This window comes from Burkholderia sp. HI2761 (assembly GCF_002223355.1).
Taxonomy (GTDB): domain Bacteria; phylum Pseudomonadota; class Gammaproteobacteria; order Burkholderiales; family Burkholderiaceae; genus Burkholderia.
In genome coordinates, this window is the sequence record NZ_NKFN01000008.1 from 39,186 (window position 1) to 61,289 (window position 22,104).

The 22,104-nt window shown below is 67.9% G+C and carries 24 protein-coding genes and 1 pseudogene; 12 read left to right on the top strand and 13 right to left on the bottom strand.

The genetic code is table 11. From position 1 onward, the window contains the following. Positions 1 to 150: 150 nt before the first annotated feature. The 5 genes and pseudogenes from CFB46_RS30115 to CFB46_RS30135 all read right to left on the bottom strand — a co-directional run bounded on the left by CFB46_RS30115 (position 151) and on the right by CFB46_RS30135 (position 3,104). Entirely contained in the window at positions 151 to 1,155 is a 1,005-nt protein-coding gene (locus CFB46_RS30115; RefSeq protein WP_027785914.1) for an SDR family oxidoreductase, read from the bottom strand. A 63-nt stretch (positions 1,156 to 1,218) separates the two neighbouring features. After that, positions 1,219 to 1,479 (bottom strand): hypothetical protein, encoded by a 261-nt coding sequence (locus CFB46_RS30120; protein ID WP_027785915.1) that lies wholly within the window; start codon positions 1,477 to 1,479, stop codon positions 1,219 to 1,221. A gap of 120 nt (positions 1,480 to 1,599) precedes the next feature. Continuing rightward, positions 1,600 to 1,869: a DUF2934 domain-containing protein gene (locus CFB46_RS30125; RefSeq protein ID WP_027785916.1), complete on the bottom strand. Its 270-nt coding sequence runs from the start codon at positions 1,867 to 1,869 to the stop codon at positions 1,600 to 1,602. Between the two features lie 26 nt (positions 1,870 to 1,895). Continuing rightward, positions 1,896 to 2,320 (bottom strand): annotated as a pseudogene (locus CFB46_RS30130) (CBS domain-containing protein). 73 nt (positions 2,321 to 2,393) lie between these two features. Further along, complete coding sequence (locus tag CFB46_RS30135; protein WP_027785918.1) at positions 2,394 to 3,104, bottom strand: MgtC/SapB family protein; 711 nt, start codon at positions 3,102 to 3,104, stop codon at positions 2,394 to 2,396. A 338-nt stretch (positions 3,105 to 3,442) separates the two neighbouring features. On the opposite strand from CFB46_RS30135, the gene hmpA reads away from it, so the two are divergent. The 3 genes from hmpA (at position 3,443) to CFB46_RS30150 (ending at position 6,546) form a co-directional block, all read left to right on the top strand. Beyond that, complete coding sequence (gene hmpA, locus CFB46_RS30140; RefSeq protein ID WP_027785919.1) at positions 3,443 to 4,654, top strand: NO-inducible flavohemoprotein; 1,212 nt, start codon at positions 3,443 to 3,445, stop codon at positions 4,652 to 4,654. Between the two features lie 313 nt (positions 4,655 to 4,967). Next, entirely contained in the window at positions 4,968 to 5,252 is a 285-nt protein-coding gene (locus CFB46_RS30145) for a helix-turn-helix domain-containing protein (RefSeq protein ID WP_027785920.1), read from the top strand. Continuing rightward, positions 5,242 to 6,546 (top strand): HipA domain-containing protein, encoded by a 1,305-nt coding sequence (locus CFB46_RS30150; protein WP_027785921.1) that lies wholly within the window; start codon positions 5,242 to 5,244, stop codon positions 6,544 to 6,546. The genes CFB46_RS30145 and CFB46_RS30150 overlap by 11 nt, the downstream gene beginning before the upstream one ends. Before the next feature lie 77 nt (positions 6,547 to 6,623). Here CFB46_RS30150 and CFB46_RS30155 read toward each other — a convergent pair whose 3' ends face one another. Continuing rightward, positions 6,624 to 7,589 carry an SDR family NAD(P)-dependent oxidoreductase gene (locus CFB46_RS30155; RefSeq protein ID WP_027785922.1) on the bottom strand — a complete coding sequence of 322 codons (966 nt, stop codon included), beginning with the start codon at positions 7,587 to 7,589 and terminating at the stop codon, positions 6,624 to 6,626. A gap of 139 nt (positions 7,590 to 7,728) precedes the next feature. Here CFB46_RS30155 and CFB46_RS30160 point away from each other — a divergent pair, with 139 nt between their 5' ends. Next, positions 7,729 to 8,649 carry an AraC family transcriptional regulator gene (locus CFB46_RS30160; RefSeq protein WP_027785923.1) on the top strand — a complete coding sequence of 307 codons (921 nt, stop codon included), beginning with the start codon at positions 7,729 to 7,731 and terminating at the stop codon, positions 8,647 to 8,649. Between the two features lie 161 nt (positions 8,650 to 8,810). On the opposite strand, the gene CFB46_RS30165 is transcribed toward CFB46_RS30160, so the two are convergent. Beyond that, entirely contained in the window at positions 8,811 to 9,023 is a 213-nt protein-coding gene (locus CFB46_RS30165) for a twin transmembrane helix small protein (RefSeq protein ID WP_027785924.1), read from the bottom strand. Then, entirely contained in the window at positions 9,020 to 9,370 is a 351-nt protein-coding gene (locus CFB46_RS30170; RefSeq protein WP_006489163.1) for a hypothetical protein, read from the bottom strand. Before CFB46_RS30170 ends, CFB46_RS30165 begins: the two co-directional genes overlap by 4 nt. Before the next feature lie 241 nt (positions 9,371 to 9,611). Here CFB46_RS30170 and CFB46_RS30175 point away from each other — a divergent pair, with 241 nt between their 5' ends. Beyond that, positions 9,612 to 10,370: a YoaK family protein gene (locus CFB46_RS30175; RefSeq protein ID WP_027785925.1), complete on the top strand. Its 759-nt coding sequence runs from the start codon at positions 9,612 to 9,614 to the stop codon at positions 10,368 to 10,370. 89 nt (positions 10,371 to 10,459) lie between these two features. Next, positions 10,460 to 10,645, top strand: a complete 186-nt coding sequence (locus CFB46_RS30180) for a ribbon-helix-helix protein, CopG family (protein ID WP_006489181.1) — start codon at positions 10,460 to 10,462, stop codon at positions 10,643 to 10,645. A 67-nt stretch (positions 10,646 to 10,712) separates the two neighbouring features. Here the strand turns inward: CFB46_RS30180 and CFB46_RS30185 are convergent, their stop codons facing one another. Both CFB46_RS30185 and CFB46_RS30190 read right to left on the bottom strand, forming a co-directional pair. Next, positions 10,713 to 11,549 carry a spermidine synthase gene (locus CFB46_RS30185; RefSeq protein ID WP_027785926.1) on the bottom strand — a complete coding sequence of 279 codons (837 nt, stop codon included), beginning with the start codon at positions 11,547 to 11,549 and terminating at the stop codon, positions 10,713 to 10,715. A gap of 67 nt (positions 11,550 to 11,616) precedes the next feature. Further along, entirely contained in the window at positions 11,617 to 11,970 is a 354-nt protein-coding gene (locus CFB46_RS30190) for a zinc ribbon domain-containing protein YjdM (RefSeq protein WP_373557108.1), read from the bottom strand. Positions 11,971 to 12,331: 361 nt separating this feature from the next. On the opposite strand from CFB46_RS30190, the gene CFB46_RS30195 reads away from it, so the two are divergent. Together CFB46_RS30195 and CFB46_RS30200 are read left to right on the top strand one after the other, a co-directional pair. After that, positions 12,332 to 12,595: an HPr family phosphocarrier protein gene (locus tag CFB46_RS30195; protein WP_027785927.1), complete on the top strand. Its 264-nt coding sequence runs from the start codon at positions 12,332 to 12,334 to the stop codon at positions 12,593 to 12,595. A 66-nt stretch (positions 12,596 to 12,661) separates the two neighbouring features. Beyond that, positions 12,662 to 12,883 (top strand): hypothetical protein, encoded by a 222-nt coding sequence (locus tag CFB46_RS30200; protein ID WP_027785928.1) that lies wholly within the window; start codon positions 12,662 to 12,664, stop codon positions 12,881 to 12,883. A gap of 20 nt (positions 12,884 to 12,903) precedes the next feature. Here CFB46_RS30200 and CFB46_RS30205 read toward each other — a convergent pair whose 3' ends face one another. From CFB46_RS30205 to CFB46_RS30215, 3 genes are all read right to left on the bottom strand, one after another. Further along, the gene (locus CFB46_RS30205; protein ID WP_089502422.1) at positions 12,904 to 14,031 is read right to left on the bottom strand and encodes a porin; all 1,128 of its coding nucleotides are present in this window, start codon (positions 14,029 to 14,031) and stop codon (positions 12,904 to 12,906) included. Between the two features lie 176 nt (positions 14,032 to 14,207). Further along, positions 14,208 to 15,089 (bottom strand): endo alpha-1,4 polygalactosaminidase, encoded by an 882-nt coding sequence (locus CFB46_RS30210; protein WP_027785930.1) that lies wholly within the window; start codon positions 15,087 to 15,089, stop codon positions 14,208 to 14,210. A 125-nt stretch (positions 15,090 to 15,214) separates the two neighbouring features. Further along, positions 15,215 to 17,350, bottom strand: a complete 2,136-nt coding sequence (locus tag CFB46_RS30215) for a glycoside hydrolase family 36 protein (protein ID WP_027785931.1) — start codon at positions 17,348 to 17,350, stop codon at positions 15,215 to 15,217. Between the two features lie 363 nt (positions 17,351 to 17,713). On the opposite strand from CFB46_RS30215, the gene CFB46_RS30220 reads away from it, so the two are divergent. The 4 genes from CFB46_RS30220 to CFB46_RS30235 are packed head-to-tail and all read left to right on the top strand — an operon-like array spanning position 17,714 to position 22,083. Beyond that, positions 17,714 to 18,616, top strand: a complete 903-nt coding sequence (locus CFB46_RS30220; RefSeq protein WP_027785932.1) for a DMT family transporter — start codon at positions 17,714 to 17,716, stop codon at positions 18,614 to 18,616. Beyond that, positions 18,613 to 19,908, top strand: coding sequence for a D-tagatose-bisphosphate aldolase, class II, non-catalytic subunit (locus CFB46_RS30225; RefSeq protein WP_027785933.1), 1,296 nt, complete (start codon positions 18,613 to 18,615; stop codon positions 19,906 to 19,908). The genes CFB46_RS30220 and CFB46_RS30225 overlap by 4 nt, the downstream gene beginning before the upstream one ends. A 22-nt stretch (positions 19,909 to 19,930) precedes the next feature. After that, positions 19,931 to 21,112, top strand: a complete 1,182-nt coding sequence (locus tag CFB46_RS30230) for an SIS domain-containing protein (RefSeq protein ID WP_027785934.1) — start codon at positions 19,931 to 19,933, stop codon at positions 21,110 to 21,112. Beyond that, positions 21,109 to 22,083: an N-acetylglucosamine kinase gene (locus CFB46_RS30235; RefSeq protein WP_027785935.1), complete on the top strand. Its 975-nt coding sequence runs from the start codon at positions 21,109 to 21,111 to the stop codon at positions 22,081 to 22,083. Before CFB46_RS30230 ends, CFB46_RS30235 begins: the two co-directional genes overlap by 4 nt. Positions 22,084 to 22,104: the final 21 nt, after the last annotated feature.

Genomic DNA, 22,104 nt, shown 5'->3' on the forward strand with positions numbered 1-22,104 from the left:
GTGCGTCAACGAAGCGATTCGGATACGTTTATCTGCTGCGGTGATAAAGATCGCTGCTCACGCATACGGCGTCGATTCGGGGCGGAATCGTCAACCGGGGCGATGACCGGGGTGCGGCCGTATCCAGCCGCATCCTGCGCCGCCAGCCAACTAAGGCTGCCCGGCGCCACCCGACGCGCCATAGATCTGCCCGGTCACATAGCTCGCGCGCGACGACATCAGCTCGACGTAGATCGATGCGATCTCGGCCGGTTGTCCGGGCCGCCCCATCGGCACCTGCTCGCCGAACGTCTCCACGTTGTGCGTCGTCTGTCCGCCGCTGACCTGCAACGGCGTCCAGAACGGCCCCGGCGCGACGCCGTTCACGCGGATGCCGCGCTTGATCATCTGCTTCGCGAGCCCCTTCGTGAAATTCGCGATCGCCGCTTTCGTCATCGCGTAGTCCAGCAGGTTCGCGGACGGGTCGTACGCATTGACCGACGTCGTATTGACGATCGCCGAACCGGGCGGCATGTGCGCAATGGCGGCCCGCGTGATCCAGAACATCGCGTAAAGGTTGGTGCGCAGCGTCCAGTCGAACTGCTCCGTGCTGATGTCGAGGATCGATTCGTGGCTCTGCTGGCGCGCCGCGTTGTTCACGAGAATGTCGAGCCCGCCGAGCGCGGCGACCGCCCGCTCGACGAGCCCGTTGCACGCGCCTTCGCTGCGGATATCGACTGGCAGCGGCACCGCCTTGCGCCCCGCGCTGCGGACGATGTCCACGACTTCGCGCGCATCGGGCTCTTCGTCGGGCAGATAGACGATCGCGACGTCTGCGCCTTCTCGTGCGCAGGCGATCGCCACCGCGCGGCCGATGCCCGAATCGCCGCCGGTGATCAGCGCCTTGCGGCCCTCGAGCCTGCCGCTGCCCCGATAGCTACGCTCGCCGTGATCGGGGCGGGGCGTCATGCGGCCCGCGAGGCCCGGCCACGGCTGGTGTTGCTGCGGAAACGGCGCATGCGGATAGAGCGTGCGCGGATCGCGCGGCGCCGTATCGCCGGCGTCGGGCGGGCTGCCCGTCTGCGCGATCGTCGGCAGGGCGACACTGGCGACCAGTCCGGCCGTCGTGCCCTGCACCCATTTGCGACGGGATTCGGAAACTTCGTCTGATGACATGATGGACTCCGGTGCGTGGATGACGGAATGGAACGAGACGCGGCGAGTCGGGCGGCGGCACCGCTACAGCGGTCGCGGCCGGTTGCCCGAATCGTCGGGTGCGTCGTGCTCGTCCGGCCACGGCTTGCCGGCCGGATCGTGCACCTCGGTCTGGCGCGGATCGTCCGGCACGACCTTGCGCGCCTGATCGTCCGGAATCGTGCCGAGCTCGCCGCCGCCGGGCGCATGGCCGGGGCGCGCGGTCGATTCGCCGCCGGGTGTCGGGCCGCGCCGGTCCGGCGCCTCGGGCGACGCGATGTCCTTCGGTTGAGTGTCCTGGGTCATGAATATCTCCGTGTTCGGATGGTGTCGGGCCGACCGCGCGCGCCGCACGGGATCCGCCATCGCGCGTGTCCCGCATGCGTCGTCCTGTGCGGCTGTCGCTGGGTCACGGCCGGCCACGTTTCACCGCGTGCGCCGCCTTTCGTGCGCGATCTCGCCGGTCGGCACCGCGTCGACGTCCTGCAGCGGCTCGCCGGGGATGCGGCGCTTCGCGGACTGATCGGCCGGCGAATCCGTCGCCTGCCCGGCGCGCCCGTCCGCGCTGCTGCCCTCTGCATCGAGCTGCTGCTCGGCCCGTTGCCAGTATTCGTCGGCCTTGCCGTCCGGCGCGCCGTCCGCCTGCCACAGCCGGTACGCGCGCTCGCGGACCCGCGTTTCCCTGTCTACGTTCATGTCGTTCTCCGTGTCTGCCATGGCGATCACCGATCCGGGCGCGATGGCGCCGACACCGCGCCGAGCGTCGACGACATCCCGCCGTCCGCGGCGGTAGCAAGATCACCCAGCGCGACGATGCCGACCAGCCGCTTCTGCCGGTCGATCACCGGCACGCGACGAATCTGCGCGCTTCCATCTTCTTTTGCACCGCGGAAATGTCGTCGTCCTCGTAACACCAGTTCGCGGGTCCGCTGACGACGCCCTCGACCGCCTCGTCCGGCGGCACGCCCATCGATACCGCGCGCACGACGATGTCCCGATCCGTCAGCATGCCGATCAGCCGCGTGCCGTCGCACACGGGCAGCGCGCCGACGTTCAGGTCGCTCATCAACCTGGCCGCATCGCGCAGGCTCTGCGTCGGGCCGATGGTCGCGGCGTCGCGTGTCATCACTTCCGATACACATGTCATGTTTCGCTCCTTGATAAACCGCCCACGGCGGCCAGCAGCACGAGCATCGAGCGTTCCGGCGGCCGCGCGCGCGTCAGTCCTCCGTCGAGCAGCGGACCGACGTCAGGCCGACCGATTCGACGGTCCGCATCAGTTGCTTCAGCATCACGTCGGCGCCGGCCACTTCGCGCCATTGCACGAGCAGTTCCTCCTCGCGCACGGCGCGTGCGGCCGTTTCGCAAAAGCGCTTCGTCCGGCACGTGAAACCCGCGTCGTGCAGCTTCGCGGTCAGTTGTTCAAGCGCAACCGACCCCAGCGGATATTCGACCGTGACCAGCGCGGTCCTGACGCGCCGCAAGCGCTGCTCCACAAACCGCAGCGGCCAGACGACCAGCAGCGCGAGCACCAGCCCGAGCGCGCCGAGCGACAATTGGCCGCCGCCGATGCACAGCCCGATGACCGTCACGAACCACAGCGTCGCGGCCGTCGTGACACCGGACACCAGGCCGTCCCGATGAAGGATCGCGCCGCCGCCGATGAAGCCCATCCCGGTCAGGATGCCGAGCGGCAGCCGCATCAGATCGAGCACCGAGAACGCGCCCTCCGGTTTGCCCGCTTGCAGCAACAGCGCATTGACCTGCAGCATCGACAGGCATGCGGCGAGACAGACGAGGATCGTCGTGCGCAGGCCGGCCGTCTTGCCGGATTCGCTGCGATCGAAGCCGATCAGCCCGCCCGCGACGAGCGCCAGCACGATCCTGACGAGAACGTCGTTCCATTGCAGTACGACCGGCATCGGCTCCATATGCGCCTCCCGTGCAAATCGTCATGTGTCGGGGCGCGAACGCCGCCGATGACGCTTGCCGGTCGCAAGGATCGGGCCTGCCTTCGGGGTGCGGCGACGCGTGTAGCGTGGCGGACCGAATTGTAGAAAGGAACGTTCCGCGAGCACCGCGCCAGAGTGGCGAACGGCTGCCGTCAGTTTTGACCCGCGCTTTGCGACGACCGGACAATATGCGTTCGGTCGATCGTGCTGCACGGGCCCGAATCGTGCACCGCGTGCCCGACCATGCCGCGGCGACCGCCGCCCACGCTCGCCCCGCCCGATACGCCCGATACGCCCCCTTACGAAGGAGTTCGACCATGCTCACGCAGAAAACGAAAGACATCGTCAAGGCCACGGCCCCCGTCCTCGCGCAACACGGCTACGACATCATCAAATGCTTCTATACGCGCCTGTTCAACGCGCATCCGGAGCTGAAGAACGTGTTCAACATGGCGCACCAGGAACAGGGCCAGCAGCAGCAGGCGCTGGCGCGCGCCGTCTATGCCTATGCGGAAAACATCGAGGATCCGGGCAGTCTCGCGGCCGTGCTGAAGAACATCGCGAACAAGCATGCGAGCCTCGGCGTGCGGCCCGAGCACTACCCGATCGTCGGCGAACACCTGCTCGCGGCGATCAAGGAGACGCTCGGCGACGCGGCCACCGACGACATCATCTCCGCGTGGGCGCAGGCCTACGGCAACCTCGCCGACGTGTTGATGGGCATGGAAAGCGGCTTGTACGAACAGTCGTCGGGGCAGCTCGGCGGCTGGACCGGCTGGCGCAGCTTCGTCGTGCGCGAGAAGCGGCCCGAGAGCACCGTGATCACATCGTTCATCCTGGAGCCGGCCGACGGCAAGCCGGTCGCGAACTTCGAGCCGGGCCAGTACATCAGCGTCGCGGTCGACGTGCCCGAGCTCGGCCTGCAGCAGATTCGCCAGTACAGCCTGTCGGACATGCCGAACGGACATACGTACCGGATTTCGGTGAAGCGCGAAAGCGGCGGCACCTATCCGCCTGGCTATGTCTCGTGCCTGCTGCACGACCACGTGAACGTCGGCGACGAGATCAAGGTGGCGGCGCCGTACGGCAGCTTCCACATCGACGTCAACGCGAAAACGCCGATCGTGCTGATCAGCGGCGGCGTCGGGCTGACGCCGATGATCAGCATGCTCAAGCGCGCGATCCAGGATCCGCAGCGGCAGGTGGTGTTCGTGCACGGCGCGCGCAACAGCGGCGTGCATGCGATGCGCGACCGGCTGCGCGAGACCGCGAACACGTATGCGAACTTCAATCTCGTCGTGTTCTACGACGATCCGCTACCGCAGGACATCGAAGGAACGGATTACGACCTGAAGGGTCTGGTCGATGTCAACGCGATCAAGGGCGCGATCCTCTTGCCCGATGCCGATTACTACATCTGCGGCCCGGTACCGTTCATGCGAATGCAGCACGATGCGCTGAAGAACCTCGGAATCCACGAGACGCGGATTCACTACGAGGTGTTCGGGCCGGATCTGTTCGCCGAATGATCGTGGGCCGCCGCTCGTCGCGCGGGACGGCGGCGGACTCTCTGCCGCCCGCGGACATCTTCCGGGCCGCCTCACCGGCATGGCCGATCGAGCACGCATGCTGAGGCGCGACGCGCGCCATTCTTCTCCGTATCCGATCAGATACGGACCTCCTCTCTGCAATCATTTCGCGACATTCGGTTCCCGATCGGGTACGAAATGACGTTCCGGCCGTCGCGATCCTGTATTCGTTCCCGTACGAATACGAATTAATGCCCGTCGCGGCGAGTTATGCAATACTGTTCCCGATCAGATACGAAGCACGGAGAACGTCATGTCGGAGTCGCAGTCCGTCGATACGATCGGCGCGCTCGCCCACCTCATTCGCGCGACGCGGATCCAGCAGGGGTTCACGCGGGACGAACTCGCCAACGCGACCGGGCTGTCGCCGAAATTCATCAGCCAGGTGGAAGCCGGCAAGCCGACCGCGCAAATCGGCAAGGTCATGCTGCTGCTCGGCGAACTGGGGGTGCGGCTGTACGCCGAGTCGTCGATCGAGATTTCCGAAGCCACCGCACTGAAGGCCGCGCAACGCCGCAGGAGCAGCCATGGCGGCTAGAACGCTGATCGCGTCCGCGAACGGCGTGCGCATGGGCACGCTGACCGACGACAAAGGCATCTGGTCGTTCGCGTACGACGCGCACTGGCTCGCGTCACCCGCCGCCTACCCGCTGTCGCCGGCGTTCCCGCTCCGCGCGGGCGTGTTCACCGACACGTCGACCGATCGCCCGGTTCAATGGTTCTTCGACAACCTGCTGCCCGAGGAAGGCATGCGCACGTCGCTCGCGCGCGAGGCGAAGGTCGATGCGGCCGACGCGTGGGGCCTGCTCGCGTACTTCGGCCGCGAATCGGCCGGCGCGCTGACGCTGCTGGCCGACGGCGAGCACGAGGCGGCCGGCGGCCTGCAACCGCTGCCGCTCGACGAGCTCGAGCGCCGGATTCAGGCAATGCCGGAGCGCGCGCTGACGGCCACGGCGCCCAAGCGCATGTCGGCGGCCGGCGCACAGCAGAAGCTGCTGCTGGTGCTGCGGGGCGACGCGCCCGACTACGCGCTGTTCGAGCCGGTCGGCAGCGAACCGTCGATGCACCTGCTCAAACCCGACATGCGCGCGGCCGGCTATCCGCATTCGGCGATCAACGAGTTCTTCTGCATGCAGCTCGCGAAGAAGATGGGGCTCGACGTGCCCGACGTGCATTTCCTGCGCGCGCCGTCCGCCTGCTACGTGATCGACCGGTTCGACCGCGACGTCGCGTCCGAACCGGCCGGGCGCGTGCATACGATCGACGCGATGCAGTTGCTCAACTACGACCGCGGTTTCAAGTACCAGCGGGCCAATGCGCAGGAGCTCGCCCGCGCGATCGACCGCACCAGCACGCGCGCGCTGACACGCCTGTCGGTGTTCCGCTGGACCGTGTTCAACGTGGTGGTCGGCAATGCCGACGCGCACCTGAAGAACCTGTCGTTCTTCGTCGACGCGCGCGGCTACCGGCTCGCGCCGTTCTACGACATCGTCAGCACGGTCGCGTATCACACGCCGACGCACCGGCCCGACCATCGCGGCGATCACTGGCCGCACTGCGAGCTGACGATGCCACTCGGGAATGCGACGCGGTTCGCCGATATCGACGTGGACGCGCTGGTCGCGTTCGGTCAGGTGCTCGGCCTCAGGGAGAAAGCGGCCGCCAGTGAATTGCAGCGTTTTCTCGAACCGCTCGATCGTCACGTCGAGCGCACGCTCGATGAAGTGCGGAACGTCGCGCATCCGGACGCCGGGGAAATGCGGTTGCTGAATTCGATCGTTGCCATGCCGATCGCGGAGATGGGGCGCGTGCTGCGGCAGACGCGCGGATAGGCTGCCGGGCGCGGGCGTCGTGCCGCCACCGAACCCCGCACGGCGCACGACGCCCGCGCCCGGCGAATGCTTGAGCGTCAGCGGCGCGCCGCAAAGGCATCGACGCCCGTCGCTGCCGCGGACCACGCCCACAGCCGCGCCGCCTCCTCCGGATCGATCGCATGCGGCCGCACGCCCGATTCCTCGTCGCCGCGCGTCACCGCCGCAACGTCGCAATCCTCGCAATAGACGCCGCCGAGATCGGCGATGCGCGGCGACGTCGCCGCCCATACCTGGGTTGCCGCCCCCTGCGCAGGCGTCTTGAACGTCGGATCGACCGGCACGCCGTGCTCGTCGACCCAGCCCTGCGCCATCATTTCTTCTCGCGTCAGATGACGCTGCAGCGGCGTCGCGATCTTGCCGGGATGCAGCGAATACGCTCGGACACCGAACGGCGCGCCCAGCACGTCGAGCTGCACCGCGAACAATGCGTTGGCGGTTTTCGACTGCCCGTACGCGAGCCATTTGTCGTAACCGCGCGCGAACCCGATATCGTCCCAGCGGATCGGCGACAGCCGGTGGCCGAGCGACGACACCGCGACCACGCGCGCGCCGTCGCCGTGCGCAAGCGCCGGCCACAGCCGGTTGACGAGCGCGTAGTGACCGAGGTGATTGACGGCCATCTGCGCTTCCCGGCCGTCGCCGACGCGCGTCTCGGGGCACGCCATGATGCCCGCGCTGTTGATGACGATATGCACGTTGCGTCGCGCGTCGACGAACCGCGCGGCGAATGCGGCCACGCTCGCGGCGTCGGCGAGTTCGAGCGGCGCGATCTCCACGCCGGCGATGCCGCGGGTCGCCTCGCGCGCGGCCTCGGCGCTCCGTGCGCCGACGACGACGTGCGCACCGGCTTGCGCCAGTGCACGCGTGGTTTCGAGGCCGAGACCCGAATGGCCGCCCGTGACGATGGCGGTCTTGCCGCGCAGGTCGAAGCCGGCCAGGACGTCGGTCGCCGTCGACGCGGCGTCGAATCCGGAATGAAGGGGGTGCTGCCTGCTCGTCATCGAAGGCTCCAGGAAGGGTGCGCGAAGCACGCGGCCGCCGATCGGCCGCGTCACTGCACGAGATCATTCTCCGGCCGCACCCCCGGACTGTGAATGCAATAGAATCCGGTTTTTCGTCGAGATCGTCCGGGGATTGCGCGTGGACCCGCTATCGGAAGTGCTGTCGCTGCTGGAGACGCGCGACTCGTTTTTCACCGGCCTGCGCGCCGGCGGCCCATGGGCGGTCGACCTTCCCCCGCCCAGCGGGATCAAGTTCAATGCGGTGGTCGAAGGCAGTTGCTGGCTGACCGTCGACGGTGAGGGACCGCCCGTCCAGCTACGCGCGGGGGACTGCTTCCTGCTCGCCGCACCGCGGGCATTTTCGCTGGCGAGCGATCCGTCGGTCGCGCCGGTACCGGTCGCCGACGTGTACCGGCATGTCGAGCACGGTATCGCGCACTATGCCGAACCGGCCGACTGCTTTCTGATCGGCGGCCGCTTCGCCTACGAGGAAGGCATGCCGCTGCTGCTCGGCAACCTGCCGCCCGTGGTGATCGTGAGCGGCGATTCCGAACAGGCGGCGGTGTTGCGTTGGTCGCTGCAGCAGCTCGCGCGGGAATTCGGCGCGTCGTCGCCGGGCGGGTCGCTGATGGTTCGGCATCTCGGACACATGATGCTCGTGCAGATCCTGCGGCGCTATGTGGACGCCGGCGCGAACGGCGACGTCGGCTGGCTTGCCGGGTTCGCGGATTCGCGGGTCAGCGCGGCGCTGGCCGCGATTCACGCCGCGCCCGAGCGACGCTGGACCGTCGACGCCCTCGCGGCCTGCTGCCACGTGTCGCGTTCCACGTTCGCACTGCATTTCAAGCGGCGGCTCGGGTTCGGGCCGCTCGAATACGTGCTGCGGTGGCGGATACAGGTGGCGATGCGCGAACTGCGCCGCTCGAACGCGTCGATATCGGCGATCGCGCAGCGGCTCGGCTACGACTCGGATAGCGCGTTCGGCCATGCGTTCAAACGCATCGTGGGTCGTTCGCCGCGCGCATATCGTCATGACGTGACGAACGAGTCGGGCAACTAGCGTCGTTACCGCGTCCATCGGGCACGCGATGTTGCGATTCCGTCGACGCCACGCATTCGCATCGCGACCATCGGGATAAGTATTCTTATCACAATAGACGCATCAGCCACGCAAACCTGCGTTTGCGAAAACGCCCCGCATGCCGCGAGGCGTCCACCGGCTTACCGCCCGATCGGCAAGCCCGTCGGTTCGATCCAGCCGAGCTTGTACGCGATCAGCAGCGACAGAAACAGCGTGATCGACAACCCGACACGCGCGGCAAGCGACCACGCCATCCGCTTGGACTTGCCGCGATCGTGATTCATGAAGTACAGCGCGAAGATAAGGCTCGCGATGATCATCGCGAATGCCACGGAAACCAGCAGGGTTTTCATTGCCGTTGCCTTTGAAGATCCGAATCGGCCTGAATCAGTTCGGCCAGTTTTTGCCGCTCGTCGGCGACGCCGCCGACGCCCGACGCCGGCCAGTCCAGCGCGACGCCATTGCCGAGCGAATCGCGCACGAGTGCCTGATACCGCCGGTCGTTGATCGTGCCGTGCTCCATCGTGTCCGAGATCTCGCGCCGGAACGGCAGCGGGAAACTCGCGTACGCGCGCGACAGCGCCGCATATTGTCTCGCATCGATCTCTTTCGACGATGGTATGACAGTCCAGATCACCACGGCGACGATGGCCGTGAACGGGATCGCCGTGTAGCGAAGGATGAACTTGATCGGGGTCATGAAGCGGTGAGCAGAAGTAATCGCAAGCACGCGCCGCGCGGCAACGGAACAGCCGGCCGGCAGCGCCTCGCATCATTGTACTGAAAGCACCATCCGGCCAACAGAGTATGATAATGACATTATCATGTTCATCACATGATTCGACGGCCCCGGCATCCGGTGCGGGCAGCGTGCCCGTCACGCCGCCCGCACCGGTTTTCCGCCCGTACCCGCGCATCCGCGACGATTGAGCGAAACCCTTATGCCAGCGCAGTACTTCCGAACCCTGACGGGAAAACACCGCAGCGCGACCGCGAACCGCCAGCTCGGGTTTTCGCTCGCGTTCGTCGCCGGCGCGACCAATGCCGGCGGATTTCTCGCGGTCAAGCAGTACACGTCGCACATGAGCGGCATCGTGTCGGCGATCGCCGACACGACGGCGCTCGGCGACGTGCGGCTCGCGCTCGCCGGCATCAGCTCGCTGGGGTCGTTCCTGATCGGCGCCAGTTGCTCGGCGATCCTCGTCAACTGGGGGCGCCGCCGCGGGCTGCACAGCCAGTTCATGCTGCCGCTGCTGCTCGAAGCCGCGCTGCTGTTGCTGTTCGGGCTGCTCGGCAGCCACCTCGCGCTGTGGGAAACGTTCTTCGTGCCGGTGACCGTGACGCTGCTGTGCTTCATCATGGGGCTGCAGAACGCGACGATCACGAAGCTGTCGGGCGCGGAGATCCGCACGACGCACGTGACGGGCATCGTGACCGACCTCGGCATCGAGCTCGGCAAGCTGTTCTACTGGAACCGCTCGGCGATCGACGTCGACGCGCACGCGGTGATCGCCAACCGTTCGAAACTGAGGATTCACGCGACGATGCTCGCGTCGTTCCTCGTCGGCGGCCTGGCCGGCGCGATTGGTTTCAAGCACGTGGGCTACATATCGACCGTGCCGCTCGCCGCGGTGCTCGTCACGCTCGCCATCGTGCCGGTGATCGACGACCTGCTCGCGCTGCTGCGCGGCAAACGCTGATCGTGCACCACGGACGGCGCTGGCGCGCGGTAACGCCGAAAGCGGATCGATTATAATTTGATTAACATACCGACCACCCTCGCCCCGTCATGGAAACGAAAACCGCCCGCCTGACCGTCCTGATCGATCCCGCGAAGAAGGAAGCCTTCGAGATGCTCTGCGCGGAGCAGGATCTTACGCCGTCGCAAGTCGTGCGGCAGTTGATCCGCGAATATCTCGACCGGCACGGCGTCACGTACAAAACCCGGAGCGCGATCGGCAAGCGCGTGAAGTAAGCGCGGCCGCAAAGGCGCGCGCGGCGCCGCCGCGATACCCCAGGCACCTCAAGTATCCGAAGTACCGTTACGCGCCGATCTCCCAGCGTTCGTGCGACTGCGCGCGCCAGACCAGCCGCCGCGGATCGATGCCCTCGCCGTGCTTCATGCGCCTCGCGGTGGCGGCCAGCTTCAGTTCGCCGGCCTGCGGACAGGCGAGCGCCCGCTCCAACAGGATACGCAACGACGGCAGCCGGCTGCCGTCCTTCCATGCGAATGCAACGAAGTTGTTGTCGTCGCCGCACGGCACCAGCGCATACGACGAACCGAATACCGATCGCAGTTGCTCGAGGTGGCGCGGCAATGCCGGATCGTCGTCCATGAAATTGATCGCGAGCACGCCGGATTCGCTCAGGCGCGCGCGGCACGCGTCGAGGAAGGTGCCGCCCGTACAGCGGCCGCGCATACCGTCGGCGACGAACGCATCGTGCAGGATCACGTCCGTGCGGACGTCCGCCCGTTCCAGATGATCCGCGCCGTCGGCGCATACCACGCTGAAGCGCGCGTCGTCGGCAGGAATCCTGAACACGTTGCGCAGCGCGATCACGTCCGGATTGATCTCGACCGCTTCGATCGTCGTGCCGGGCAGATGGCGGTAGCAGTACTTCGCGAGCGAACCGCCGCCGAGCCCGAGCATGCAGATGTGTGCGGGCTCGGCCTGCAGCAGCAGGAAACCCATCATCACGCGCGTATAACCGAGCGTGAGCCGCAGCGGATCGCGCAGCGACATGAAGCTCTGGGTGCCGAGATGATCGAAGTGCAGCGAGACCGCGTTCTGCGTCTCCAGCACGAATGGCCGGCCGTCATTCAGCGGCGTCGCCAGGAACCTGACGAACGCGTCGTAGGAAATTCGATCCTCGGCCATGTGCGGGTACTCGGGTGAAAACGCGGCGGATGAAAACGCGGATGCGACGGTCGCCTGAACCGTGCGCTCAGACCTTCTTCAGGTAGCACGCCTTCAGCATGAAGCCGCCCATGTCGGTCTTGCAGTCGACTTCGTGATCGCCGCCGACGAGCCGGATGCTCTTGACCTTGGTGCCCATCTTCAGCGTGATCGACGAACCCTTCACGCGCAGATCCTTGATCAGCACGACCGAATCGCCGTCCGACAGCACGTTGCCGTTCGCGTCCTTGACGACGTCGCCTGCCGGCTCGTCGCCGGCCTCGGCGCCGGCGTCGGCCGACCATTCATGGCCGCAGTCCGCGCACACGGTCAGCGCGCCGTCCGGGTAAGTGTTTTCCATCGCGCATTGCGGGCAGGCGGGGGCGTTCATTGCGGTTTCCATTCGGGGAGGAGTTCGGGTCGATCGACGATGCCGGGCGAGCAGATTGCGCGCCCGGCCGCGCGGCGAATCGCCCCGCGGCAGCGCCGCGGGCCGGCGTCGGCGCACACCGCATTATAATGCAATTCACATGATGCAGGCCGATGCATTATAATCACCCACTTGCGACAATCCGCGAACTTGAAAGCGCCTTCGCAGCGGATGTCGGCATGTTCGCGCCGAATGGCGCGTACAATCCGCCCGGCCGGCGCTCCGCGACCCTGCGGGAAATCGTGACATGCCGGCCGCCCGATGTCCGCGACATGTGCGCAAGCATGCGTGTCGCGCGCCGCCCCGCCCACCTGTCCGGAGGCTTTCCAGCATCGTGGCAACCGTTGTGTACGTTGAAATCGGCCCCGCCTGGAACCGCAATCGGGGTCGCGCCGCGCGCGACGCGGCTGTGGAAGCGGCGCGCCGCTTCCACAGCGACATCCAGCTGATCGCGAACGGGCACGGCAGCAACGCAAAAGACAGCGGCGCGATTGCGTCGCTCCAGGTTCACGGCGGCACGTCGGCCCAGGTGCTCGCCACCGGCCCCGACGAGGAAGCGGCGCTGCACGCGCTGCTGCCGTTGCTCCAGGCAAGCTGACGCCTGGCGTCGCCAATCCCGCGGCCGCGAGCCGTCCACCCCGAAACGCCATTTCCCGAGGAAGCGATGAACGACAATCCGACGTCCAACACCCCCAACCTGTCGGCCTCCGCGATCTGGGCGCTCGAACGCCTCGCCGATGTTCGCTACGGTCGCGACGCGCCGGCGCTCGGCTGGTCGATCGCGCGAGAGCTCGTCGGCGCCGGCTTCGTCTGCCATCCCCCGCACGGCCGCTCCGGCGCGTCGATCACGGCCGAAGGGCGCTCCTTCCTGAAAAGCCGGAAGTAACGCGCGCGCCAGCATCCGGCTCAGAACCGGTGCCGGATGCCGACGATCGCGAGCAACTGCGAATTCGTGCCGGCATCGACGTTGTACGACCCGATCACGGCCTGGGCCGGCCCGGTTCCGTTGAAGCCGTTCGCGTGCTGGTAGCCGACCGTCGTGTAGAGATCGGTGCGCTTGCTCAGCAGATAGTCGACGCCGACGTTGACCTGGTGATAGCGCGCGGACGAATCGCCGCCCGACCACGTGAAGTTGTAGCCGACGATCGTCAGCAACGACGGCAGCGCCTGCCATTGCGCAAATGCGGAACCGTTCCGGTAGCGCTGCGCATGCACGAACGTCGATGACGCGTCGGGCCGGTATTCGCTGAAGCTGAACGCCGCGCCGACCGTCACGTTGCCGATCGCGTACTGCGCACCGGCGCGCGCGATTTCGATCGACCGCGCCGACGCATACGCGCGGTTCACCGCGCTGTTGAAGAACGAATCGGCCGACGATACGCCGCGCGTCGAACGGATCGCGTTGCCGTTGTCGACGTGCACGTAGCCGGCCCCCGCGCTCAACGGACCGTCCGCATAGCCGAGCGCGCCGGCATACGCGAGCCCCGACCCCGATGCGCCGGCCACGCCGCCGGGCGACACCATCGCCGCAACCGTCACGCCGTGCCACACCGCGCTCGTCCATTTGACCGCGTTGCTGAACGTCACGCTGCTGTCGTAGTTGTCGACGTCGCCGGGCGGCGCGAAGAGCCCGCTGAACGCATCGGCCGTGATCGGCTGCACGAGATCCGTCACCGGGTCGTTCTGCCGGCCGAGCGTCAGCGTGCCCCACGTACCGGACGCGATGCCGACGAACGCCTTCGAGCCGAACAGCCGGCCGCCGTCGAGCTGGCCGGTCCCGACGTCGAAATTGTTCTCGAGCGTGAAGATCGCGTTCATTCCGCCGCCGAGTTCCTCGCTGCCGGTCAATCCCCATTCGTTCGCCGACAACGCGCCTGACGACATCGATACGCGCGACTTCCCGCCTTCCGCGTGGTTCAGATACGCGATACCCGTGTCGATCGTGCCGTACAGCGTGACCGAACCCTCCGCGCGCGCGGCGACGGACAACGCGGTCGCCACGGCGGCGCCTGCAATCAGCATGCAATTTTTCATCGTATTTATGGATAAGTAGTGCGAATCGATTTGGACATACATCGATGCGGCATCGGCCGTGCATGGCGCACCCGCTCGCGATATCGCGATACTCGCGGCGCGCACGCCCGGACCCAGAGCGTGCGCGCGCGGACATCGGTTACACGGGTTCGCCCGTCACGACGGGCGCGGTTCGATCAGGAGGCGTCGCAGCTGAACCGGTAGCTGTCGTCGAGCTTCTTCGCCAGCACGAGCGTGCGCATGTTGAGCGCGCGCGCCGCATTGCACAGCGTGCGCTGCCCGCTCGGCGTCCGGTATTTGCCCGCATACTCGGCGTTCAGCACCGGCTTGTTCTTCGAGGTGAATACCGTGTAGCCGTCGCACTCCTTCTGCTCGTTGCACTCTTCGTTCACCGCGAAGTCGAACGACGGTTCGAGCGCCACGAGCTGGTCGACGTCGTTCTTCAGCCCGACCGCCAGATTGCGCTTGTGCGCCTCGTTCGCGATGAACACGTTGAACGCGTACTGATCGGTGTCCTGCAACGGGAAACCGGTGTCGTTCGCATAGCCGTCGACGTTGTCGGGCTCGACGCCGTCGCACCCCTTCTCCACCGCGCGGTCGAGACGCGCCGTCATGATGTCGCGCACGTTGCTCGAACGGATGTCGAGCCAGCGCTCGCCTTCCCACTCGTCGAGCTTGTTGCCCTGGTCGGACGCCTTGAACTTCGAGAAATCGGGCCGCCAGTTCTCCGAACTCCCCGCCGAGAAATAACAGACGACCTTGCGCCCGGCCTGCTTGAGCGCCGCGATCGTCGCCGGATCGGTATCGAACAGGTCGATATCGTAGATGGCCACGTCGTACGACGTATTGAGCTTGCCCTTGAGCTGCCATTGCCACGTATCGGCAACCACCGGCGTCCAGTGCGACGCGGCGCGCGCGGGCGCCGCCACGGCCGGCGGCGGTGCGGCAAAGGCCTTGGCCGACAGCGGGTCGGACGACCCGTCGCCGCAGGCCTGCAGGATCGAGGCGCACAGCGCGAGCGCCGCGACACCGGAAAGGTTGCGTGCAATTTTTTTCATCGAAGCATCTCCAGTGGAGGGATCGGAATGACGAATGGAACTGCGCGTTGCGGAACTGCCGGTTGCCCGGTGAGGCGCGACGAGACGCGCGCCGGGCGGTGGTACGCGGTGTTGCGAGGCGACACTCACGCGTCGAGCGGCTCGGCGCGCAGCAGCGCCGCATGCTCGAAGCGCAATGCGATCGCGTCGTGCCCCGGCGCGATGCGGCCGACCTCGCGATTGCCGTTCGCGTAGTCGACGATCCGGTACGACCGGCCGGGCTGCAGGCCGCGCAGGGCGACCGGGCCGCTCCAGCGGTCGGCGTAGAACGCGTAATGCAGCACGCCGTCCTTTTCCACGACGTGTGCCTCGGGCTTGTCGAACGCGATGTCGTACAGCTCGCCGCGATAGCGGCCCTCGGCGAGCCGGTGCGCGTCGTAGACCTCGACCCAGTGCCGCCACACCTGCTCGTGCTCGGGCGTCAGCAGGAACGAATCCTTCGGCTTCGGATCGACGGGCCACGTGAACTTCGTCGAGATGACCGCGCCGACGCCCACCGCCGACGCGAAATCGCGGCCGCCGTCGCTCAGTTCGACGTGGTCGCCCGCATACGCGGACGACGCGCCCATCAACGCCTTCAACGTCTTGCCCTTGTGGCGCACCTGCCAGCTCGACAGCGGATCGGATGCAGGCGCCTGATCGATGTAGCGCATGTTGTGGAACGCGTATGCGGTGCCGCACGGGCACACTTCGACGACCGCGTCCGGCTTGACCGCATGCGCGGCGGCATGAAACACGCGGTAGAAATCGGCGAGATGCTCGACCGAATCCTCCGGCCGCGCATGCCGGTGCGCGGGGTTGTAGCACGGCGCGACGCCGTTCAGGTGCTGGCCGTCGATCTTCACGCCGTCGAAGCCCCACTCGCCGATCACCTTCTTCATGAGTGCGGCGACGTGCGCCTGCGTCTTTTCGTAGGCCGGGCACAGATAGAAGCTGTTCCACCAGGTGATCGCCTGCGGTGCGCCGTCCGCGTCGAGCAGCAGCATGTCGGTGTGGTCGTGCAGTTCGTCGCTGCCCGGCGCGACGGCGAGCGGCGCGATCCACAGCCGTGCCTTCTGCCCGCTGGCATGGATGTCGTCGACGAGCGCCTTCATGTCCGCGTCGCCGGCCGGGAATTTCGCGCGGTCCGGCACCCAGTCGCCGGTACGCCGTTGCCAGCCGTCGTCGAGCACCGCCCACTTGAAGCCGAGCGCCTGCACCTTCGGCAACGTCGCACGCACGTAGTCGAGACTGAACTGGCGCTCGTAGCCCCACGCACACCAGATCGGCTCGTACGCGCTCGCCGGCGGCTGCGGCGAATGGAAACCCTGCGCGCCCATCATCTGCCGATACGTGTCGAGCGCGACGAAATAATCGCCGTCGTGCAGCATCACGAATGCGGTCGGCGTATCGAGCGTCGCGCCCGGCGCGAGCGTGATCGTCTTCTCGCCGCGCAGGCCGAGCGAGACTTCGTCGCGCACCGCCTTCACCGGCAGCGATACGAGGCGCGGCACGGTGTCGAGATGCCCGAGCGCGATGCCCTGATCGCGCCGCCACACATCGACGACCGGCGTGCCGCCGCCATAGTCCGACGCGTTCATGCCCATGAAATTGCGCTGGTCGAAGCCGGTCTTCACCGGCTGCACCCAGTCGCGCCGATCCGCGTGGCTCGCGCCGGAATAGGTCCAGTAGCCGCCCGCGCCGGCCGCGGCCGGCAGCAGCCGGTGCGCGGCGACGTTCCATGCGCGGACGTCGGTCGCCTGCGTGCCGACGTTGCGGAACTGCGTGTCGATCAGCGCGACGCCCGGCCGCGCTTCGAGCAACGTGACGCGCACCGTCTTCTCGAAGCCGTTCGCCGACCGGCCCACCAGCCGCAGTTGCCGCCCCGCGCCGAATACGGTGGAGACGTCGGCATGCGCGGCGTCGACGAGCGCGAAGCGGTCGATCGTGCGCACCGGCCGCGTGTCGGGCGCGGGGCCGTCCGGGGTCGGCGCCGGCGCCGGGCCGACCAGCTGTTCGAGCGTCTCGCTCGCATCGAAGCGGGTCAGCGCACGCGTGCCGCCGCCGCGACGCACGGCCAGCCGGCTGCGCATCGCCGGATCGAACTCGATCACGAGCCGGTCGTCACGCAGCGCGACGCGCTGCGGCTCGCCGCCGCGCGCATCGCGCACGCCGACACCGACCAGAATCGGGCTCGCCGCACCGGCGGCCAGCCACTGCACGAACGCGCGCCGGGTGGTCATGGGCGCACCTCGCGACGCAGCGGCACGCGGCGCGCCGGCCTGCCGACGAGCCGGACAGGCAGTGGAAATCGAAAGGAAAAGCAAGCGTTCATACCGAATTCCTCGTGAAGAAGGGCCGTGCGCCGACACATCCGCCTTGCGCAGATCGGCAATCTAGTCGATCTTTCGTTTTCTTTCGTTTGTGGTTTACACTAATAACGAAAGAAAACGAAAGGCCGTAGATTGGCGGCTCCCGACGGATGATTCTGGCGTTTTCCGATGAAACGTCGTCGGGCCCGCCCGCCGAATGCGACCGATTCCGCCTTGCACGGCATCAAACGAAAGTATTCGACGGATCAGAACTCACTTGGAAAGACGCGACCGATGCAAAACAACTGGCTCGTTCACGCGCTCGTCACCACCCTGCTATGGGGCGTGTGGGGCGCATTCACCGGCTTGCCCGCCGAGCATGGCTTCCCCGATACGCTGATCTACGTGGTCTGGGCGTTCACGATGATTCCGCCGGCGCTGGTCGCGCTCGGACGCGCCGGCTGGCGCGTGCGGCACGACGGCCGTTCGCTGGCGCTCGGGCTCGCCATCGGGCTGCTCGGCGCGGGCGGTCAGATGCTGCTGTTCCGCGCGGTCGAATCGGGGCCGCCGTATCTCGTGTTCCCGATCGTGTCGCTGTCGCCGGCACTGACGATCGCGCTGTCGTTCCTGCTGCTGCGCGAACGGACGGGCAAGCTCGGCGTGGCCGGCATCGTGCTCGCGCTGTGCTCGCTGCCGCTGTTCGATTTCCAGTCGGGCCAGGGGCCCGCGCGGTTCGGGCTGTGGTTCGCGCTCGCGCTGCTGGTGCTCGTGGCATGGGGGCTGCAGGCGTATTTCATCAAGATCGCGAACGCGACGATGGACGCGGAATCGATCTTCTTCTACATGGCGCTCACGGGCCTGCTCTGCGTGCCGTTCGCGCTGTGGATGACCGACTTCGGCCGCACGATCAACTACGGGATCAACGGCCCGGGCCTCGCCGCCGTGATCCAGGTGCTGAATGCGATCGGCGCGCTGACGCTCGTCTATGCGTTCCGCTTCGGCAAGGCGATCGTCGTGTCGCCGCTCGTCAACGCGGGCGCGCCGCTGCTGACGTCGGTGATCTCGATGGCCGTCACCGGTACGACGCCGACCGGCAGCAAGCTGACGGGCATCGCGCTGGCGCTGCTGGCCGCGCTGCTGCTCGCGCTGCAGCCGGAAGGCGCCGGGGCGACCGACGCGGCGGGGGAATCGGCATGAACCACCTGCTCGATCTCGTCCGACGTCACAAGCAGTCGTCTCGTCACGCGCCGCCCGGCACGCCCGCGATCGGCATCCCGTCCGTGTGCTCCGCGCATCCGGTCGCGATCGCCGCCGCGCTGCGCGAATGCGCGGCGCGCGAACGCCCCGCGCTGATCGAAGCGACCTGCAACCAGGTCAACCAGGACGGCGGCTACACGGGCATGACGCCGCACGACTTTCGCCGCCACGTATTCGACATCGCCGCGCGCGAACAGGTGAGCCCCGATGCGATTCTGCTCGGCGGCGACCACCTCGGCCCGAACGCCTGGCGCCGGCTGCCGGCCGCGCATGCGATGGACAAGGCCGAGACGATGGTCGCGCAGTACGTGGCGGCCGGCTTCCGCAAGCTGCATCTCGACTGCTCGATGTCGTGCGCGGACGATCCGTCGCCGTTGCCCGAAGCCGAGATCGCCGCGCGTGCGGTGCGCCTGTGCCGCGCCGCCGAGGCCGCGTGGGCGGCCGGTTCGCCGCGCGGCGACGCGCCCGTCTATGTAATCGGCACCGAGGTCCCGGTGCCCGGCGGTGCGCACGAGACGCTCGACGCGCTGGCGGTCACCGCGCCCGAAGCAGCCGGTTCGACACTCGCGCTGCACCGCGACGCGTTCGCGCGCGCCGGCCTGGACGATGCGTGGGCGCGCGTGATCGCGATGGTCGTGCAGCCGGGTGTCGAGTTCGATCATCACAAGGTGATCGACTACGACGCCGGCAACGCGCGTGAACTGAGCGCATTCATCGCCAAGGAACCCGCGCTCGTGTTCGAAGCGCATTCGACCGATTACCAGACGCCCGACAACCTCGCGCAGCTCGTACGCGATCACTTCGCGATCCTGAAGGTTGGCCCCGGCGTGACCTTCGCGATGCGCGAAACGCTGTGGGCGCTCGCGGCGATCGAGCGCGAATGGCTCGGCGGCGACGACGGTTTCATCGCGACCGTGCTCGGCGTGATGCGCAGCGAACCGGCGCACTGGCGCGATTACTACCCGGGCGGCGCGCAACTCGAACTCGACCTCGCGTACAGCCTGAGCGACCGCATCCGCTATTACTGGACGCATCCCGCCGTGCAGCGCGCGTGCGCCGACCTGCTCGCGCGCCTCGATGCGTCGCCGCCGCCGCTCACGCTGGTCAGCCAGCATCTGCCGCGCCAGTACGAGGCCATCCGCGAAGGACGGCTCGCGCTGCGCGCCGGCGCCCTGTTGCAAGACGGTACGGCCGCGGCCGTCCGTCCGTATCTCCACGCGTGTGCCGCGTGACCGACTCTCCTCAGATCCGCTCATGGAATTTCTCGACCTCGATCCCGCCGACCTCACCCGCCGCCACGCCGCTCACACGGCACGCGAAATCGCCCAGCAACCCGACGTCTGGCCCGACGTGCATGCCGTCGTCGACGCGCAGCGCACGGCGCTCGACGCGTTTCTCGCGCCGCTGCTCGCCGATCCCCGGCTGCGCATCGTCCTGACCGGCGCCGGCAGCTCGGCGTTCATCGGACAGTGCCTCGTGCCCGCGCTGCGGCACCGCTTCGGCGGCCGCGTCGAAGCGGTGGCCACCACCGACATCGTCGCGAACCCCGCCGATACGCTAGAGCCGGGCATGCCGACGCTGCTGGTCTCGTTCGCGCGCTCCGGCAACAGCCCCGAAAGCGTCGCGGCCGTCGAGCTGGCGGATCGCCTCGTCGACGGCTGCCACCACCTCGCGTTCACGTGCGCGGCCGACGGCATGCTGAACCGCCGCCTCGGCGCCCATCCGCGCGCGCACGTCGTGCTGTTGCCCGAGGCCACGCACGATCAGGCGTTCGCGATGACGTCCAGTTTCAGCGGCATGCTGCTCGGCGCGGCCTGGGCGTTCGGCGTAGCCGGCATGCCGGTCGGGCCGCTGGCCGACGCCGCGCGCACGATGCTGCGCGAACAGGCGTCGCGGCTCGCCGCGCACGTGCGGCAATTGCCCGAGCGCGTCGTGTATCTCGGCAGCGGCACGCTGCTCGGGCTCGCGCGCGAAGCCGCGCTGAAGCTGCTGGAACTCACCGACGGGCAGATCGTCGCGATGGCCGAATCGCCGCTCGGTTTCCGGCACGGCCCGAAAACGTTTCTCGACGAACGGACGCTCGTCGTCGTGCTGCTGTCCGGCGATCCGCATACGCATCGCTACGACCTCGACCTGCTGCACGAACTGCGGCGCGAAAACCGCGCGGCCGGCATACTGTCGATCGGCGTCGCGCCGGCCGATGGCGCGGGCGACGCCCGCACGTTGCCGCCGTCCGACGACGACCTGACGGTGCCGCTGCCGCCCGGCCTGCCCGATCTCGCGCTCGCGCCCGTCGCGCTGATCCTCGCGCAGTGTTTCGCGCTGCTCGCCTCGCTGCGGCTCGGACTGACGCCCGACAACCCGAGCGCGTCCGGCACCGTCAATCGCGTCGTGGCCGGCGTCACCATTCATCCGTATGCGGGGCAGCCCACATGACTCCACTTTTTCTCGGCATCGACGGCGGCGGCACGAAAACCGCGTTCATGGTGATCGACCGGCAAGGCCGCGTGCGGGCACGCCATGAAACGACCACCAGCTACTACCTCGAGATCGGCATGGACGCGCTGCGCACGCTGCTCGCCGACGGCGTGCGCGCGGTGCTGGCCGCGGCGAACGTCGCGCGCGACGACGTCGCGTTCGCGTTCGCCGGCCTGCCCGCGTACGGCGAGGACAGCCGCCTGCTGCCCGAACTCGACGGCCTGCTCGCGCCGCTGTTCGCGCGCGAGCGCTACCGGATCGGCAACGACATGGTGTGCAGCTGGGCCGGCACGCTGGCGGGCGGCGACGGCATCAGCATCGTCGCCGGCACGGGATCGATCGCGTACGGCCAGCTCGAAGGCCGCGCCGCGCGCTGCGGCGGCTGGGGCGAGATCTTCGGCGACGAGGGCTCGGCCTACTGGCTCGCGCGCGAAGGGCTAGCCGCGTTTTCGCGGATGGCGGACGGCCGCGCCGCACGCGGGCCGCTGTTCGACATCGTGCGCGCGCACTTCGCGCTGGAACACGATCTCGACGTGTGCGCGGCCGTGAATTCCGGCGCGGTGCGCAGCCGCTTCGCGCAATTGTCGCGGCTCGTGATCGATGCGGCGCACGCGGGCGACCGCGAAGCGCACGCGCTGATCGACCGCGCGACGGACGAACTCGCGCAACTCGCGGCGGGCGTCGCGCGCGCCCTCGGCTGGCCGCCCGGCGAGCCGCTGCCGGTGTCGTATTCCGGCGGCGTGTTCAACGCCGGTGCGCTCGTGCTCGATCCGCTGCGCGACGCGCTCGCGCGCCGTGTACCGCATGCGGTGCTCACCGCGCCGCGGCTCGGGCCGCACGTCGGCGCGGCCGTCCACGCGGCCCGGCTGGCGGGCATGCCGCTCGACACGCCGGCCTTGCATGCGCTCCAGCCCGGGCAGGGGTTTTGATATCATTTCGGCTCCCTGTCT